16 protein-coding genes are annotated in these 16,220 nt (G+C 70.4%); 13 read left to right on the top strand and 3 right to left on the bottom strand.

The genetic code is table 11. The annotated features are described in order from the left end of the window. Positions 1-54 precede the first annotated feature (54 nt). Positions 55-903 (top strand): FliA/WhiG family RNA polymerase sigma factor, encoded by an 849-nt coding sequence (locus tag I6J71_RS34425; RefSeq protein WP_370542011.1) that lies wholly within the window; start codon positions 55-57, stop codon positions 901-903. A gap of 6 nt (positions 904-909) precedes the next feature. On the opposite strand, the gene I6J71_RS49230 is transcribed toward I6J71_RS34425, so the two are convergent. Further along, on the bottom strand, positions 910-1,482 hold the full coding sequence (locus tag I6J71_RS49230) for a M23 family metallopeptidase (RefSeq protein WP_370542241.1): 573 nt from the start codon (positions 1,480-1,482) through the stop codon (positions 910-912). Positions 1,483-2,136: 654 nt separating this feature from the next. Here I6J71_RS49230 and rpsB point away from each other — a divergent pair. The 6 genes from rpsB to I6J71_RS34390 all read left to right on the top strand — a co-directional run bounded on the left by rpsB (position 2,137) and on the right by I6J71_RS34390 (position 7,715). Further along, on the top strand, positions 2,137-3,009 hold the full coding sequence (gene rpsB, locus I6J71_RS34415; RefSeq protein WP_204090661.1) for a 30S ribosomal protein S2: 873 nt from the start codon (positions 2,137-2,139) through the stop codon (positions 3,007-3,009). A gap of 79 nt (positions 3,010-3,088) precedes the next feature. Next, complete coding sequence (gene tsf / locus I6J71_RS34410; protein ID WP_204090660.1) at positions 3,089-3,904, top strand: translation elongation factor Ts; 816 nt, start codon at positions 3,089-3,091, stop codon at positions 3,902-3,904. A gap of 132 nt (positions 3,905-4,036) precedes the next feature. Beyond that, positions 4,037-4,780: a UMP kinase gene (gene pyrH, locus I6J71_RS34405; RefSeq protein ID WP_204090659.1), complete on the top strand. Its 744-nt coding sequence runs from the start codon at positions 4,037-4,039 to the stop codon at positions 4,778-4,780. Positions 4,781-4,829: 49 nt separating this feature from the next. Then, positions 4,830-5,387 carry a ribosome recycling factor gene (gene frr / locus I6J71_RS34400; protein ID WP_204090658.1) on the top strand — a complete coding sequence of 186 codons (558 nt, stop codon included), beginning with the start codon at positions 4,830-4,832 and terminating at the stop codon, positions 5,385-5,387. Continuing rightward, on the top strand, positions 5,387-6,286 hold the full coding sequence (locus I6J71_RS34395; RefSeq protein ID WP_204090657.1) for a phosphatidate cytidylyltransferase: 900 nt from the start codon (positions 5,387-5,389) through the stop codon (positions 6,284-6,286). The genes frr and I6J71_RS34395 overlap by 1 nt, the downstream gene beginning before the upstream one ends. Positions 6,287-6,368: 82 nt before the next feature. Next, on the top strand, positions 6,369-7,715 hold the full coding sequence (locus I6J71_RS34390) for a DHA2 family efflux MFS transporter permease subunit (RefSeq protein ID WP_204090656.1): 1,347 nt from the start codon (positions 6,369-6,371) through the stop codon (positions 7,713-7,715). On the opposite strand, the gene I6J71_RS34385 is transcribed toward I6J71_RS34390, so the two are convergent. After that, complete coding sequence (locus I6J71_RS34385) at positions 7,703-8,545, bottom strand: VOC family protein (protein ID WP_204090655.1); 843 nt, start codon at positions 8,543-8,545, stop codon at positions 7,703-7,705. The two genes, I6J71_RS34390 and I6J71_RS34385, sit on opposite strands and share 13 nt — an antisense overlap. 108 nt (positions 8,546-8,653) lie before the next feature. Here I6J71_RS34385 and I6J71_RS34380 point away from each other — a divergent pair, with 108 nt between their 5' ends. Beyond that, positions 8,654-9,490 carry a class I SAM-dependent methyltransferase gene (locus I6J71_RS34380; RefSeq protein WP_204090654.1) on the top strand — a complete coding sequence of 279 codons (837 nt, stop codon included), beginning with the start codon at positions 8,654-8,656 and terminating at the stop codon, positions 9,488-9,490. Here I6J71_RS34380 and I6J71_RS34375 read toward each other — a convergent pair. Continuing rightward, positions 9,424-10,077 (bottom strand): PadR family transcriptional regulator, encoded by a 654-nt coding sequence (locus I6J71_RS34375; protein WP_204090653.1) that lies wholly within the window; start codon positions 10,075-10,077, stop codon positions 9,424-9,426. The two genes, I6J71_RS34380 and I6J71_RS34375, sit on opposite strands and share 67 nt — an antisense overlap. A gap of 168 nt (positions 10,078-10,245) precedes the next feature. On the opposite strand from I6J71_RS34375, the gene I6J71_RS34370 reads away from it, so the two are divergent. The 5 genes from I6J71_RS34370 (at position 10,246) to I6J71_RS34350 (ending at position 16,214) form a co-directional block, all read left to right on the top strand. Then, a complete protein-coding gene (locus tag I6J71_RS34370; RefSeq protein WP_204090652.1) occupies positions 10,246-11,898 on the top strand; it encodes a glutamate--tRNA ligase in 1,653 nt (550 codons plus the stop codon). Positions 11,899-11,964: 66 nt separating this feature from the next. Beyond that, a complete protein-coding gene (gene rlmN, locus I6J71_RS34365) occupies positions 11,965-13,071 on the top strand; it encodes a 23S rRNA (adenine(2503)-C(2))-methyltransferase RlmN (RefSeq protein WP_204090651.1) in 1,107 nt (368 codons plus the stop codon). 29 nt (positions 13,072-13,100) lie between these two features. Continuing rightward, positions 13,101-13,373, top strand: a complete 273-nt coding sequence (locus I6J71_RS34360; protein ID WP_239154080.1) for a hypothetical protein — start codon at positions 13,101-13,103, stop codon at positions 13,371-13,373. 244 nt (positions 13,374-13,617) lie between these two features. Next, positions 13,618-14,094, top strand: coding sequence for a hypothetical protein (locus I6J71_RS34355; RefSeq protein WP_204090649.1), 477 nt, complete (start codon positions 13,618-13,620; stop codon positions 14,092-14,094). Further along, positions 14,094-16,214, top strand: coding sequence for a bifunctional polysaccharide deacetylase/glycosyltransferase family 2 protein (locus I6J71_RS34350; RefSeq protein ID WP_204090648.1), 2,121 nt, complete (start codon positions 14,094-14,096; stop codon positions 16,212-16,214). Before I6J71_RS34355 ends, I6J71_RS34350 begins: the two co-directional genes overlap by 1 nt. The last annotated feature ends 6 nt before the right edge of the window (positions 16,215-16,220 follow it).

The raw sequence follows: 16,220 nt of genomic DNA, 5'->3' as shown, positions 1-16,220 counted from the left end.
CATCCGCACGAGCACGGAGACCATACTGAGCCGCATGCCGAGAACCACCGTGCAATGACCTCCACGCCACAAGTCACGGATGCCGGGGCGAGCGCCTCCGGCGACCGGGACGCCGTCAGCGAAGACGGCCGGCCCGGGCACGACGTCGACGCGGGCATCCAGGCGTTGTGGCAGCAGTTCGCCGACAAGGCGGACCAGACCTCGCGCGACCGCCTCGTGCTGCACTACGCGCCGCTGGTGAAGTACGTCGCGGGCCGCGTCGGCACGGGCCTGCCGACGCACGTCGACGTCGGCGACCTCGTGCAGTCCGGCATCTTCGGCCTCGTCGACGCCATCGAGAAGTTCGAGCCCGCGCGCGGGCTGCGGTTCGAGACCTACGCCATGCAGCGCATCCGCGGCGCCATCCTCGACGATCTGCGTTCGCAAGACTGGGTGCCCCGCGCCGTGCGCAGCAAGGCGAAGGAGGCGGAGCGCGCGCTGGAACGGCTGGGCGCGCGCCTGCACCGCACGCCCACGGACGCCGAGCTCGCCCGCGAGCTCAACATCGGCGTCGACGAGCTGCGCGACTTCTACGGCCAGCTCCAGCTCACCAGCGTTGTCGCGCTCGAGGACCTCGTCACGGCCGGCAAGGACAGCGGCTCCCTCGTCGACACCCTCCCCGACGACGGCGCCGTCGACCCGGTCGCGGTCCTCGTCGACCAGGACAACCGCCGCCAGCTCGCGGAGGCCATCGCCCAGCTCACCGAGCGCGACAAGATCGTGGTCAGCCTCTACTACTTCGAAAGCCTCACGCTGGCCGAGATCGGCAAGGTCCTGGGCGTCACGGAGTCGCGCGTGAGCCAGCTCCACACCCGCGCCGTGATGCGGCTGCGCGCCAAGCTCACGGAGCAGCTCACCAGCTGAGCCGCCTCACCCCGTCCCGTCCCACGGCTTCAGCCGCACCCGGCTCGGCGTGCCGGTCAGGGCCAGCGGATCGATGTACTCCTCTCCCCGGCGCGCGCCCCAGTGCAGGCACGCCGCGCTCGGGCAGCCCGGATGGCCCGCCGTCACCGTCCCCAGCGGCTGCCCCCGGTACACCTGATCCCCGGCGGCGACGGACGGCGTGAGCGGCAGGTACGTCGTCCGCAGTCCGCCATCGTGGTCCACCGCCACCACGCCGTGCCCGCCGACGTCACCCGAGAACACCACCACACCCACGTCGGCGGCCAGCACCTGCTGTCCCACGGCCGCCTCCAGGTCGACGCCCCGGTGCCCCGGCCCGTACACGGTCGCCGGCGGCTCGAAGTACCGCGTGACCTTCGGCCGCGGTGTCAACGGCCACGCCAGCCGGCCCCGTTGCGCCACGGGCGCTTGCTGTCCCGCCGGTTCCGCGGGTGCGCCGGACACAGGAGGTCCAGCCGTCCCGCTCGGCGCCGGCGTCAGCAGCTGATCGGCCAGCGCGCGCCCGGCCGGCGCGCCCGGCAGCGCCACCACCAGCACCAACGCTGCCACCAGCACGAACCTCGCCCACCCCGGCGCCCGCCGCCACGCCGCGCGGCGCACGAGCGCCACAACGCGCGCCGCCAGCGGCTCGGTGGGCCGCCGATGCCGGCCGCCCCGGGTCGGCTGAGGGGTCCGGCCCGGCCGGCTCGCGGAATCTGGCGGCCCAGCACCCCGCCCGATCCGGGGCACGCGAACCACACCACTCCCCATCGAAAACCGCAGCCGCGGCGGAGAGGAACACGAAGTCGTCGTCACGGGTTTCATGATGGGGCCACGGCCGGTGAGCACGGTGCCGACAAGGGGAGTTGTCCACAGGGCGAGCGAGTTGTGGACAACTGACGGGTCCGGGAACGCTGCCGGTGGGGCCACCCCTGGTGACAGGAGGTAGAATCTTTTGCGCAGCCCACCAGCTGGGCTGACTTCGCGTGCTCGTGCGCGCATCCCCGGCCGGTTCCGCACCGCGGAGCGCCGGACGGAGGGTCGCACGGGGCTCGGCGGTCCCTGGGGTTCTTCGAAGGAAAAGCATCAGGGTCCGGGCACCGGCACGGCACCAGGGCGAGCGGTCACCCGGCCGCGAGCGACAACCGAACAAGCACGTCCGCGGCGGCGAAAACCGCGGGGGTGCGCGACCACAGAGAAGGTGTGATTCCGGCAATGGCCGTCGTCACCATGAAGCAGCTGCTCGACAGCGGCGTGCACTTCGGGCACCAGACCCGTCGGTGGAACCCGAAGATGAAGCGCTACATCTTCACCGAGCGCAACGGCATCTACATCATCGACCTGCAGCAGACGCTGACGTACATCGACCGTGCGTTCGAGTTCATCAAGGAAACCGTCGCGCACGGCGGCACCATCATGTTCGTCGGCACGAAGAAGCAGGCGCAGGAAGCGATCGCCAACGAGGCCGCGCGCGTGGGCATGCCCTACGTCAACCAGCGCTGGCTCGGCGGCATGCTGACCAACTTCCAGACCGTGCACAAGCGCCTCCTGCGCCTCAAGGAGCTCGAGGCTCAGGAGCAGACCGGTGGCTTCCAGGGGCTGACCAAGCGCGAGATCCTCACGCTGACCCGCGAGAAGGACAAGCTCGAGAAGACCCTCGGCGGTATCCGCGACATGGCCAAGGTGCCGAGCGCGGTGTGGATCGTCGACACCAAGAAGGAGCACATCGCCGTCGGCGAGGCTCGGAAGCTCAACATCCCGGTCGTCGCGATCCTCGACACCAACTGCGACCCGGACGAGGTCGACTACCCGATCCCGGGCAACGACGACGCGATCCGCTCGGCCGCGCTGCTGACCAAGGTGGTGGCCGAGGCCGCCGCCGCCGGCCTGATGGCGCGCTCGAGCCGTGGTGGCGCATCGGCCGACGCCAAGCCGGAGCCGGGCGTCGCGTCGGACGAGCCGCTGGCCGAGTGGGAGAAGGAGCTGCTCGCCGGTTCGGACACCGCCGCGGCCGACGCCTCCGAGGCCGCCGCCGCGACGGAAGCCGCGACCGAGGCCGCGAGCGAGCAGGCCCCGGCCAACTCCTGATTCGACCGTGCCCGGGTGGTCCGCAGGGCCGCCCGGGCACCGCTCACCACACGTACCTGAAACGGACGGATTCAACACGATGGCGAACTACACCGCCGCTGACGTGAAGCGCCTGCGCGAGCTGACCGGCGCGGGCATGATGGACTGCAAGAAGGCCCTCGAGGAGAACGCCGGCGACTTCGACAAGGCCGTCGAGTTCCTGCGCATCAAGGGTGCCAAGGACGTCGGCAAGCGCGCCGAGCGCGCCACTGCCGAGGGCCTCGTCACCGGTGACGGCGGCGTGCTCATCGAACTCGACTCCGAGACCGACTTCGTCGCCAAGAACGACGACTTCCAGCAGCTCGCCGCCAAGATCGTCGAGGCCGCGAAGACCCTCAAGACCAGCGACGTCGAGGCCCTCAAGGCCGCCGACCTCGGTGGCAAGCCGGTCAGTGAGGCCATCCAGGAGCTGTCGGCCCGCATCGGCGAGAAGCTGGAGCTGCGCCGCGTCGTGTCGTTCGAGGGCCAGACCGCGACCTACCTGCACCGCCGCGGCTCGGACCTGCCGCCGGCCGTGGGTGTGCTCGTCGAGTTCACCGGCGACGACAGCGAGGCGGCCCGCGGTGCCGCCATGCAGGTCGCCGCGCTGCGCGCGAAGTACCTGACCCGTGACGAGGTGCCGGCCGAGATCGTCGAGAACGAGCGCCGCATCGCCGAGCAGACCGCTCGCGAAGAGGGCAAGCCGGAGCAGGCCTTGCCGAAGATCATCGAGGGCAAGGTCAACGCGTACTACAAGGACAACGTCCTGCTCGAGCAGCCGTCGGTCAAGGACAACAAGAAGACCGTCAAGGCCCTGCTCGACGAGGCCGGCGTGACCCTGACCCGGTTCGCCCGGTTCGAGGTCGGCCAGGCCTGACAGAGGTACTGGGACTAGGTTCTGCCACTGTGCCCCGTCTCCGCGGTGCGGGGACGGGGCACAGTCGGGTTTAGCCGCACAACCCCTCACGAAGGGGCGGCGCGGCCATCGAACACAGGAGGCGACACACAGATGGGTGACCGGGTCGACGGTGGCTACCGGAGGGTGCTGCTGAAGCTGGGCGGCGAGATGTTCGGTGGCGGCTCGATCGGGGTCGACCCCGATGTCGTCCACTCCGTCGCGCGGCAGATCGCCGCGGTCGCGCGCACCGGCGTCCAGGTGGCGGTGGTGATCGGCGGCGGCAACTACTTCCGCGGCGCGGAGCTCTCCCAGCGGGGGATGGACCGTGACCGCGCGGACTACATGGCCATGCTGGGCACCGTGATGAACTGCCTGGCTCTGCAGGACTTCCTGGAGAAGGAAGGCCTGCCCACGCGCGTGCAGACCGCCATCACGATGGGCCAGGTCGCCGAGCCGTACATCCCGCGCCGCGCCGAGCGGCACCTGGAGAAGGGTCGCGTGGTCATCTTCGGCGCCGGGGTCGGCATGCCGTACTTCTCCACCGACACCGCCGCCGCGCAGCGCGCGCTGGAGCTCGGCTGCGAGGCCGTGCTCATGGCCAAGGCCGTGGACGGTGTCTACACCGCGGACCCGAAGACCGACCCGGACGCGAAGATGTTCCACGAGATCACCCACCGCGAGGTGCTCGAACGGGACCTCAAGGTCGCCGACGCCACCGCGTTCAGCCTGTGCATGGACAACAACATGCCGATCATCGTGTTCAACCTCCTCACCGAGGGGAACATCGCCCGTGCGGTGAGTGGTGAGAGGATCGGGACGCTGGTCAGCACCCCCGCCGACGGGGCGTCGGCGTAGACCTGCTGGGATCAGCACTGGATCGACAATCACAACACCGGGAGTAGCCGTGATCGACGAGACCCTCCTCGACGCCGAGGAGAAGATGGAAAAAGCGGTGTCCGTCGCGAAGGAGGACCTGACGTCGGTGCGCACCGGCCGGGCCACCCCATCGATGTTCTCGCGCATCGTCGTCGAGTACTACGGCGCGCCGACCCCGCTGAACCAGCTGGCGAGCGTCAACGTGCCCGAGGCGCGGATGGCGCTGATCAAGCCCTACGACCAGACCCAGATCGGCGCCATCGAGAAGGCGATCCGCGAGTCGGACCTCGGTGTGAACCCGAGCAACGACGGCAACGTCATCCGCATCGTCATCCCGCAGCTCACCGAGGAGCGGCGGAAGGAGATGGTGAAGGTCGCGAAGGGCAAGGGCGAGGACGCCCGCGTGTCGATCCGCAGCATCCGCCGCAAGGCGAAGGAAGAGCTCGACCGGATCGCCAAGGACGGCGAGGCGGGTGAAGACGAGGTCGTGCGCGCCGAGAAGGAACTGCAGAACCTCACCGACACCTACGTGCACCAGGTCGACGAGCTGGTGAAGCACAAGGAAGCCGAGCTGCTCGAGGTCTGATGAGCCAGGTGAGTGAGGAACGAGAAGAGCGGGTGGAGCACACCCCGCCGCCGGAGCCGGCGAAGGAGCCGGAACCGGCGAAGAAGGCCTCCCGGGCCGGCCGGAACCTCCCGGCCGCCATCGGGGTGGGCCTGGTGCTCGGCGCGGCCATCATCGTTTCCCTGCTCACCGTCCGCTTCATCTTCATCGGGGTCATCGCGATCGCGATCGGGGTCGGCACGTTCGAGTTCGCCGGCGTGCTCCGCCGTGTCGCGAACATCAAGGTCGCGATGATCCCCGTGCTCGTCGGCGGCCAGGCGATGATCTGGCTGGCCTGGCCGTTCGGCCGCGCGGGGGCCCTCACGGCGTTCGTGATCACGGTGCTCGCCTGCCTGCTGTGGCGGCTGCCCGGCGGTGCCGATGGTTACCTCCGCGACATCTCGGCGTCGGTGTTCGCGAGCGCGTACCTGCCGCTGTTCGGGGCGTTCGCCGCGATGCTCGTCCCGCCCGACGACGGAGTCGGCCGAGTGCTCACGTTCCTCATCGCCGTCGTCGCCTCCGACACGGGCGGCTACATCGCCGGCGTCCTCGGCGGCAAGCACCCGATGGCGCCCACGATCAGCCCCAAGAAGTCCTGGGAGGGCTTCGCGGGGTCGATGGTCGCGGGCATCGTCGCCGGCATCCTCACGATCAGCCTGATGCTCCACGGCCACACCTGGCAGGGCGCCGTGTTCGGGGCCGCGATCGTGCTCACGGCCACGCTCGGCGACCTCGTCGAGTCGCTGATCAAGCGCGACCTCGGCATCAAGGACATGGGCACGCTCCTGCCGGGCCACGGCGGCATCATGGACCGCCTCGACTCGCTGCTGCCCTCGGCCGTCGTCTCCTGGCTGCTGCTCTCCGCGTTCGTCCCCGCCTGACCTGCGGTGGGAGGCCGTGCCTCCCAGCGGTGAGCGAACCGTTCGTGGACCGCCGAAGTGTCCGCGGGGTTCACTCGGAGGCATGATCGCCTCGACACAGGAACGGGCTCCGGCTCGGCTCGCGCTCACCGCGGTGTGCCTCGGGTTCGTGATGATCACGCTCGACGCGACCATCGTGAACCTCGCACTGCCGGCCATCGGCGCCGAATTCGCCGAACTCTCGACGGCCGCGCTGCAGTGGGTCGTCGACTCCTACACCGTCGCACTGGCCGCGTTCCTGCTCACTTGGGGTGCAGCGGGAGACCGGTGGGGTTCGCGGCGCGTCTTCGAAGTCGGCACCGCGGTGTTCGTCGTCGCCTCGATCGCCTGTGCGGCAGCGGGTTCCCTGCCGTGGCTGGTTGCCGCCCGGGCCGTGCAAGGCGCCGGCGCGGCCGCGCTGCTGCCGTCGTCGCTCGCGCTGATCGTCCACCAGTTCCCCGACCCGGGTGCCCGCGCCCGCGCGCTCGGCGTGTGGGGCGGCCTCAGCGGTGTCGGGCTCGCGGCCGGCCCGATGCTCGGCGGGCTCGCCGTCGGGCTGGCCGACTGGCGGCTCGTGTTCGCGGTGAACGTGCCCATCGGGCTCATCGCGATCGTGCTGACGCGCCGGTGCGTCACGGAGACCACGCCGCACCAGCGGACCCGCCTCGACGTCGTCGGCCAAGTCCTCGGCACCGCGGCGCTGGCGTGCGTCGTCGCGGGGTTCATCGAGGCCGGCCACGCGGGCTGGACGGACGCGACGACCCTCGTGCTGATCGTCGCCGGTGTGGTCGCCGGGATCGCGTTCGTGGTCGCCGAAAAGGTGATCACCGCGCCGGTGCTGCCGCTGGGCGTGCTCAAGGTTCGCGACTTCGCCGTCGCGACGGCCATCGGTGGCCTGTTCAACTTCTGCCTCTACGGCACCCTGTTCTGCCTCGCCCTGTTCTTGCAACGGGTGTGGCACCTCGGCGCGCTCACCGCGGGCCTGGCGCTCGTGCCGCTGACGCTCGCGGTGGGGCTCAACGCGTTCTTCAGCGGTGGTCTCACCCACCGGTTCGGCTCGCGCGTGCCGATCATCGCCGGCGGGCTCACGGCGCTGGCCGGTTCGGCGGGCCTGGCGCTGCTGCCGCACGACCGGGCGCCGGTGCCGCTGATCGTGTTCTCGCTGGTCTTCGGCTGCTGCTCGCTCGCGATGCCCGCGATGACGTCGCTGGCCATGAACGCGTTGCCCGGTAAGGCAGGGCTCGCCGCGGGCGTGCTCAACGCGGCGCGGCAAACCGGCGGCGCGGTGGGCGTCGCGCTCGTCGGCGGGCTGCTGCCGGGCACGGCGCTCTGGGTCGTCGCCGGTGGTTACGCCGGGATCGTGCTGCTCACGGGCCTGCTGAGGCGTCAGCCGGTGGGTCAGTCGTCGTAGGGGTCGTCGACCTCGGCGCGGCCGATGTCGTCGAGCGTGCGCGAGTGGTCGATGACCGCGAACACCGCGCCGTCGGGGTCGGCGAGGATCGCCATGCGGCCGTATGCGGTGTCGTACGGCTGGATCACCACGGTCCCGCCGAGCATCAACGCCTGGCCGGCCGTCGCGTCGGTGCCGCGCGCCGGGTCGACCTCGAAGTACACGAGCCAGTGCGGGGGAGTGTCGCGGCTGTACTCGGAACCCATCACGTACCGGTAGAGCACGGGCGTGTGCTCGATGAGGTATTCCACGTAGTCGAACGCGTCGCCGTCGCCGATCTGGTGGCTCGCGTAGTTGAAGAGCTTCGTGTAGAAGTGGTCGGCCGCCGCGCCGTCGTGGGCGTTGAGGTCGGCGCCGCTGAAGGTGTTGGGGACGCCGGTGACGAACCGCCAATTCGGCGGCGCTTCCCAGAACACGACGGGCGCGCCCGAAGCGTCGACCGCGTGCACGATGCTGCCGCGGTCGGGGATCGCGACGGGGCCGAGAGTCACCTGGCCGCCCAGGTATTCCACCCATTCGGCCGCGCTCGCGGTGTGCGGCACCGAGATGTGCAGCGTCCAGCCGGGCGCGCTCTGCGCACCCGCTTGGTAGAGCCCGCCCGTCGGCTCGCCCGCGAGCGACGAGATCCAGTAGCGCCCCGTGGGCGTCGCGGGGTCGCGGTGGACTTCGTACTCCCAGCCGAAAAGCCCGGTGTAGAACTGTTGCGTCACCGCTTCGTCGCGACAGGCCACCTCGATCCAGCACGGGAGCCCGGCCGGAATCGCACTGGCACTGGCCGAGCCGACCGACATGGTGATCTCCTCCCCGGTTGAGGGAGAAGTTTATGCGGTGCCCGTGATTTTTTCGCTCTGAGCTGGGAACCCGGAACCGGGTCGCGGCCGAGGACGTTGGAGTCGTTCGTGCGATGGTTCTCCCGCTCCGCCGCGTCGTCCCACTCGGCCGAGGTCCTGCCGAGCCCCAACATCTGGTACTACCAGCGGGCTTACGAGCTGGAGAACCGCGCGCAGGACGCCGGCGGTGAGATCTGGCGCGCGCTGCGCGAAGAGTGCGAGTGGGCAGGTCGCGACGTCCTGGACATCGGCTGTGGTGACGGATTCCACTTGCCGTACTTCGCCCGCGAGGCGCGCTCGGTGCTCGGCGTCGAGCCGCACGCACCGCTGGCACGCGACGCGGCGAAGCGCGTGGCGGAATTGCCGAACGTGTCGGTGAAGGAAGGCCGCGCGCAACGGCTGCCGGTCGCCGACGCGAGCGTCGACGTGGTCCACGCGCGCACGGCGTACTTCTTCGGGCCGGGCTGCGAACCGGGGCTGCGCGAAGCGGAGCGCGTGCTGCGGCCCGGCGGGTCGATCGTGATCGTCGACCTCGACGCGACGAGCGAACCCTACGGCGGATGGATGCGAGCGGATCTGCCGCACTACGACCCGGTTGCCGTGGAACGGTTCTTCGCGGCCGAGGGCTTCCGCCTCCGGCGGGTCGCGACGCGCTGGCAGTTCGCCGATCACGCGTCACTGGAGTCAGTGCTGAAGATCGAGTTCAGTCCGAAGGTGGCCGAACGAGCCGTCGCCGAGGTGCTTCGCGGCACCGGCAGCGGGCTGGCCGCCGGCGTGACGCTGCCGGTGGGCTACCGCGTTCACACGCGCGGCAAGCCCACCGGCCTCGTCCTGCCGGGTCACTCGGCCGTCTCCGGCGAGCCGTCTTCGGCGGAATCGTCTTCGACCTCACCGAGGATCGTGTAGATCGAGCGGCGTGCCTCGTTGAGCACGTCGACCACGCGGGCCTGCTGGCCCGGGGAGCCGGCGCGCATCACCTGCACCACCGCCGCCGCGAGCGTGGCGCCCGCCTTGCGCAGGTCGACCTCGACGGGGTCGACCTCCTCGGCGAAGTGCTCCCACGGCGGGGTACCGGTCTGCTGCTCCGCCGCCGCGCGGCCTTCGTCGGTGAGCTGGAACAGCTTCTTGCCGTTCTCGTCGTTGCTCACGACCAGGCCCTCGTCGGCCAGCATCTGCAGCGTCGGGTAGATCGAGCCGGGGCTGGGCTTCCAGAAGCCGCCGCTGCGCTCGCCGATCTCGCGGATGATCTCGTAGCCGTGCCGCGGCTGCTCCGCCAGCAGGACCAGGATCGCCGCGCGGACGTCGCCGCGTCGGCCGCGACGCGGGCCGTGCCCCCGCCGCCCGCCCGGACCGTGTCCGCGCCGGCCGCGAGGACCGCCGGGACCGAACCCGAACTCGCCGAACTCGCGGGCCCAAGGGCCGAACGCCGGACGGCCGTGTTCACCGTGCTCGAAGTGCGCGCCTCGCGCACCGGGGAAGGGATGTCGTCTCATGATCAGTGTTCCTTTCTCGAACGGTTGCGACACGTTCACGATATATCGGAAACGGTCGTCGAGCAACCCGCTCGTCTCCAGGGACCTGCGCGAGGCCCGTTTCCGGTGGTCGGAGATACTCGAAGGAGTAGGAAGACGCCTGAAACGACCTGGGAGACCCGACCCCCCATGCTGGACCGAGCGGTCATCGACGCCCTGTTCCCCGCGGATCTGCCCGAGCCGGAGCACTGGGAACAGCGCTACCCGGCGCGGCCGTTGCCCGACGGCGCGAAGGTGACCCGGTTCGGCCCGTCCCCGACGGGCTTCGTGCACATCGGCGGCATCTACGTGGCCACCATCGACCAGGACGTCGCGCGCCGCTCGGGCGGCCGCTACCTGGTGCGCGTGGAGGACACCGACCAGTCGCGCGAGGTCGAGGGCGCGCTGGAGCAGTTCGAGCGCGGCTTCTCCTACTTCCACCTCGCCGCCGACGAGGACTCGCTGCGCGGTGGTGACTACGGCCCGTACCGCCAGTCGGAGCGCGAGCAGATCTACCTCACCTACGTGCGCCACCTGCTGCGCGAAGGCCGCGCGTACATCGACTTCGCGACGAAGGACGAGCTCGCGTCCATCACCGCGCGCCAGCAGGCGACCAAGCTGCCCACCGGCTACTACGGCTCGTGGGCGATCTGGCGCGACGCCGACCCGGCCGACGTGCAGGCGAAGCTCGACGCCGGCGAGCCGTGGGTCGTGCGGTTCCGCGCGCCCGACGACAGCGGTCAGCGCGTACGCTTCACCGACGCCATCCGCGGCACGATCGAAGCCGAGGCCAACCGCAACGACGTGGTGATCCTCAAGAGCTCCGAGCAGAGCCCGCGGCTGCCCACCTATCACTTCGCGCACGCCGTGGACGATCACCTGATGCGCGTGAACCTCGTGATCCGCGGCGACGAGTGGATCTCGTCGGTGCCGGTGCACCAGCAGCTGTTCGAGGCGCTCGGGTTCGAGCCGATCACCTACGCGCACATCGCCCCGCTGATGAAGCAGGAGGGCGGCAGCAAGCGCAAGCTGTCGAAGCGCAAGGACCCCGAGGCGTCGGTCGACTTCTACATCGAGGCCGGCTACCCGACCGAGGCCGTCCTGTACTACCTGCGCGGGCTCGCGAACGGCCGGCTCGCCGAGTTGCCTCTCGAGCAGGCGCTGCGGGAACCGATCAACCTCGACGAGTGCGGTGTCGCGGGACCGCTCGTGGACCTGGTGAAGCTCGACGACATCTCCGCCGACCACGTCGCGACGCTGTCGGGTGAGGACATCCTCGCGGCAGTGCGCACGTGGGCGCAGCAGTTCGACCCGGAGCTGGACTCCGTGCTCGACTCGTCTGAGGAACTGGCGCTGCGGGCGCTGTCCGTCGAGCGCGTCGGGGTCGAGAACCCGCGCAAGGACCTCAAGAAGTGGAGCGAGTTCCGCGCGGTCTACGGGTTCTTCTTCCCGCAGCTGCTCGCACCTGTGACCGGGCCGGACGACGAGCGCATCGCCGCGCTCGGCGTCGCGCCGGACGTCGTGCGCGCGGTCGCCTCGGACTTCGTCGAGAACTACCAGCAGCTCGACGACGGGCAGGAGTGGTTCCAGCAGATCCGCGACGTCGCGGCGAAGCACGGTTTCGCCCGCAACGCCAAGGAGTTCAAGAAGGACCCCGACGCGTTCCCGGGTTCGATCCGCGAGGCCTCGCAGATCATCCGTGTCACGATCACCGGGTCCACGCGCAGCCCGGACCTGCACTCGATCACGCAGGCGCTGGGCCGCGACGAGACCCTGCGCAGGTTCGGCCCGCTCGTTTCGTGACGGGCCGCACAGGGCCGGGGGAGTGCTGACCGGCGTGTCCGGTGGACGTGGAATACTGGATCGGTCATGACTGCGCTCCCCCTTGTTTTCGACGCGCCCAAGCGCGGCCTGCCGCCGCGCCACCTCGCCGACCTCTCGTCCGCCGAGCGTGCCGAGGCCGTGGTCGGACTGGGGGAGAAGGCGTTCCGCGCCAAGCAGTTGTCGAACCACTACTTCTCGCGGCTGACCGTCGACCCGGCGGACATGACCGACATCCCGGCCGCGTCGCGCGAGCGGCTCGTCGCGGAGCTGATGCCGCCGCTGCTCACCGAGGTCCGCGCGCTGTCGGCTGACGCCGGGGCCACGCGCAAAACGCTGTGGCGCGCCCACGACGGCACGCTGCTCGAAAGCGTGCTCATGCGCTACCCGGATCGCGCGACGCTGTGCATTTCGAGCCAGGCCGGTTGCGGCATGGCGTGCCCGTTCTGCGCCACCGGCCAGGGCGGTCTCGACCGCAACCTGTCGACGGCCGAGATCGTGGACCAGGTCCGCTCGGCCGCCGCGGTCATGCGCGACGGCGCGATGCCCGGTGGTCCCGGACGCCTGTCGAACATCGTGTTCATGGGCATGGGCGAACCACTGGCGAACTACAAGCGCGTGGTGGCGGCGGTTCGGCGGATCACGGAGCCGGCTCCGTCGGGTCTGGGGATTTCGCAGCGTTCGGTGACGGTGTCGACCGTGGGTCTGGCGCCGGCGATCCGGAAGCTGGCGGACGAGAAGATGCAGGTGCGGCTGGCTGTCTCGCTGCACACGCCGGACGACGAGTTGCGGGACACGCTGGTGCCGGTGAACAACCGGTGGTCGGTCGACGAGGTGCTCTCGGCTGCGCGGTACTACGCGGACACGTCGGGCCGGCGGGTGTCGATCGAGTACGCGTTGATCCGGGACATCAACGACCAGCCGTGGCGGGCGGAGCTGCTGGCCCGTCGCCTGCGCAAGCACCTGGGCCAGCTGGTGCACGTGAACGTGATCCCGCTGAACCCGACGCCGGGTTCGAAGTGGGACGCCTCCCCGAAGCCCGTCGAGCGCGAGTTCGTGCGCCTGGTCAACGCGGGTGGCGTTGCGTGCACCGTGCGCGACACCCGTGGTCAGGACATCGCCGCCGCGTGCGGCCAGCTGGCCGCCGAGGGCTGAGTTTTCGTTTCAGTGATGGAGAAGTTGCCTTGATGTCGACCCCCAGCCTGCTCGATCCGGCTGCCGAGGAACTCAAACTGACCGGCGGGCGCACGGCCACCGATGTGGCCCGTACGGCTCGCACGCTGCTGGGCGAGCGGTTCGATCCGGTGTCGTTCATGTACGTGCTGATGCGCGCGTACTCCGTGGACTTCCACGCCGCCCGTGACGCTTCCCGGTGGCAGGGATTCGGCGAGGGCCCGCGGCAGTTGTCGGATGCGGATCTGGAAGCGCTGCTCGCGCCCTGGCTCGCCAGCCGCTGAGGCGTGGGTTTCGGCTCCGCACAACGGCCGAATACTGCTGATGGCGCGGCGGCTGTCCGTGCCACCTGCCGGAACCGAGGCGTAGCACTGCGGTAGCTCGCTGTGAGGCGCGAACCCCTGGAGTTGCCCTGTACCAAGGTTTCGGCTTGATCGGTGTGTGAGATTGCCTGCCGCAAAGCGGATCGGGGGTTCGGTCACGGATCGTGGTGTGTTTAGGTGGGCGTCCCCGCCGATGGAGTGACACATGCCCGACCCTGTTGATCTCGTGGAAGACGACGCTGCCGAATCGGCAACGGAGCCACCGGTGTTCGTGGACACGACGGGGCGGCGGCGGAAGATCTTCCGGCGGGTGGCGATCGGTGGCGGTGTCCTGACCGTCGGGTACGTCGCTGTTCTGGTCGCCGCGTTGCTCGGTGCCCCGGTTCCGTCGCCCCTCCTCGTGCCGATCACCCAGCTGGGACCCGGCCACACCGACGTCGCCACAACGCCTGCGGACCCGCCGGATCGCAGCGCCACGAGCGAGGCACCTCCGACACCGGAATCCAGCGCTGACACGACGCCCGGTGAGGCAGGCGGCGCCCCCGAGCGATCGGTGGCCGCCACCGCCGTGCAGCCGCCCGCCACGACCACCAAGACAGCTCCGGGCGTCGACCACCGCAGTACCCACGCCCCGGACACGCCCCCGGGCAAGGACGACACCAGCAAGAAGCCGCGGCCGTGATGGCCACCGGCCGCCACCGGCCCCGGAGAGGCGCTCCGGCCCCGCGTGCGCACTGGTTCCTGCTGATCGTGGTGCTGGCGGCCGTCGTCGGCCTGCTCGGGCTGCACGCCGTGGTTCTGGGTGAGTTCTCCAGTGATGAGAACGCGCCCCAGACCACCGCATCAGGAGTGCCCACCGAGGTGCGGACCGGTGGGTCCCTGATCGACGCCCGCACCGGCTCGCCGGACGTACGGCGCCCGCAGGACAAGACCCTGGCCCTCACCTTCGACGACGGGCCCGACCCGACCTGGACCCCGGCGATCCTCGCCGTGCTCGACCGCTACCACGTCAAGGCCACGTTCTTCGTCACGGGCGCGCATGCGGCGGAGTACCCGGGGCTGGTGCGCGACATCGCGGCCCACGGCCACGACATCGGCAACCACACGGCCACCCACGTCGATCTCCGTTCGGTGGGCGAGCTGCGCACGCAGCTCGAACTGCGCTTCACCGATCTCGCCGTGGCAGGCGCGGCAGGAGTGTCCCCGGCGCTGGTCCGGCCGCCGTACTCCGCCACCCCCGCATCGATCGACGATCCGGCCTGGACCTCGATCCAGCGGATCGGCGCCGACGGCAAGATCGCCGTGCTCTCCGACACCGACTCCGAAGACTGGCAACGGCCCGGGGTCGCCTCGATCGTGGCGAACGCGACCCCGAAGGACGATCGGGGAACCGTCCTGCTGATGCACGACGCGGGTGGTGACCGTTCGCAGACGGTGGCGGCGCTGGAGCGGTTGATCCCGGCGTTGCAGGCCAAGGGGTGGCGGCTGGGTCCGGTGAGCGCCGCCGTCGGGCTCGGCTCGGCCGGCGCCCCCGCCGGGTTCGGCCAACGGGCGGCCGGCTGGCTGCTGATCGGGGCCGTGCAGGCCAGCGGCGTGGTCGCGAGCTCGCTGATCGTGCTGCTGATCGTCGCCAGCGTGCTCGCCGCGTTGCGCACCTTGGTCACGCTGATCACCACCGCGGTGCACGTGCGGCGGCGACGGTCGATGCGGCTGCGCGCCGTCACCGCTGCGGTCACGGTCATCGTTCCCGCCTACAACGAGCGCGCCGGGATCGAGGCCACGATCCGTTCGGTCCTGGCTTCCGACCACCGCGTCGTGGTGATCGTCGTCGACGACGGATCGACCGACGGCACCGCCGAACTCGTCGAGAAGTACGTGGGCCGGCGCGTCCGGTTGATCCGGCAGGCGAACGCGGGGAAGGCCGCGGCGCTCAACACCGGCATCGCCGCGGCGCCCACCGAGCTCGTGGTGCTCGTCGACGGCGACACGGTGCTGGAACCCGGTACCGTGCGCACTTTGGTCCAGCACTTCGCCGACCCCGACGTCGGGGCGGTGTCCGGCAACGCGAAGGTCGGCAACCGCCGTGGCCTGCTCGGGCAGTGGCAGCACATCGAGTACGTGATCGGTTTCAACCTCGACCGCCGGTTCTACGACGTCCTGCAGTGCATGCCGACCGTGCCGGGTGCGATCGGCGCCTTCCGCCGGTCCGCGGTGCTGCGGCTCGGCGGCATTCCCGTCGACACGCTGGCCGAAGACACGGATCTGACCATGGCCATGGAACGCGCCGGCTGGCGGGTCGTCTACGAGCAGGAAGCACGCGCCTGGACCGAAGCGCCGGCCACGCTCGGCCAGCTGTGGAAGCAGCGGTACCGGTGGTGCTACGGCACTCTGCAGGCCGTGTGGAAGCACCGCCGCGCCGTGTTCGAACGTGGCGCCGCCGGCCGCCTCGGCCGGCGTGGCTTGCCGTACCTGCTGCTGTTCCAGGTGCTGCTTCCGGTCCTGGCGCCGCTCGTCGACGCCGCGGCGCTCTTCGGGATCCTCACCAGCGACGCGCTCACGGTGTGCGCGTACTGGCTGGTTTTCCTGGTGCTGCAAGCGATTCCCGCGGTGATCGCCTTCCGGCTCGACGGTGAGCGGCTGCGTTCGCTGCTCCTGCTCCCGTTGCAGCAGTTCGTGTACCGGCAGCTGATGTACCTCGTTGTCGTGCAGTCAGTGGTGACCGCGATCGCGGGGGCGCAGCTGCCGTGGCAGAAGCTTCAGCGCACCGGCCTCGCCGCGAACCCCGCAAAGGGCGGCTCGTAGCTGGGC

This window comes from Amycolatopsis sp. FDAARGOS 1241 (assembly GCF_016889705.1).
Taxonomy (GTDB): domain Bacteria; phylum Actinomycetota; class Actinomycetes; order Mycobacteriales; family Pseudonocardiaceae; genus Amycolatopsis.
This window is presented reverse-complemented; position numbering and strand designations above follow the sequence as displayed.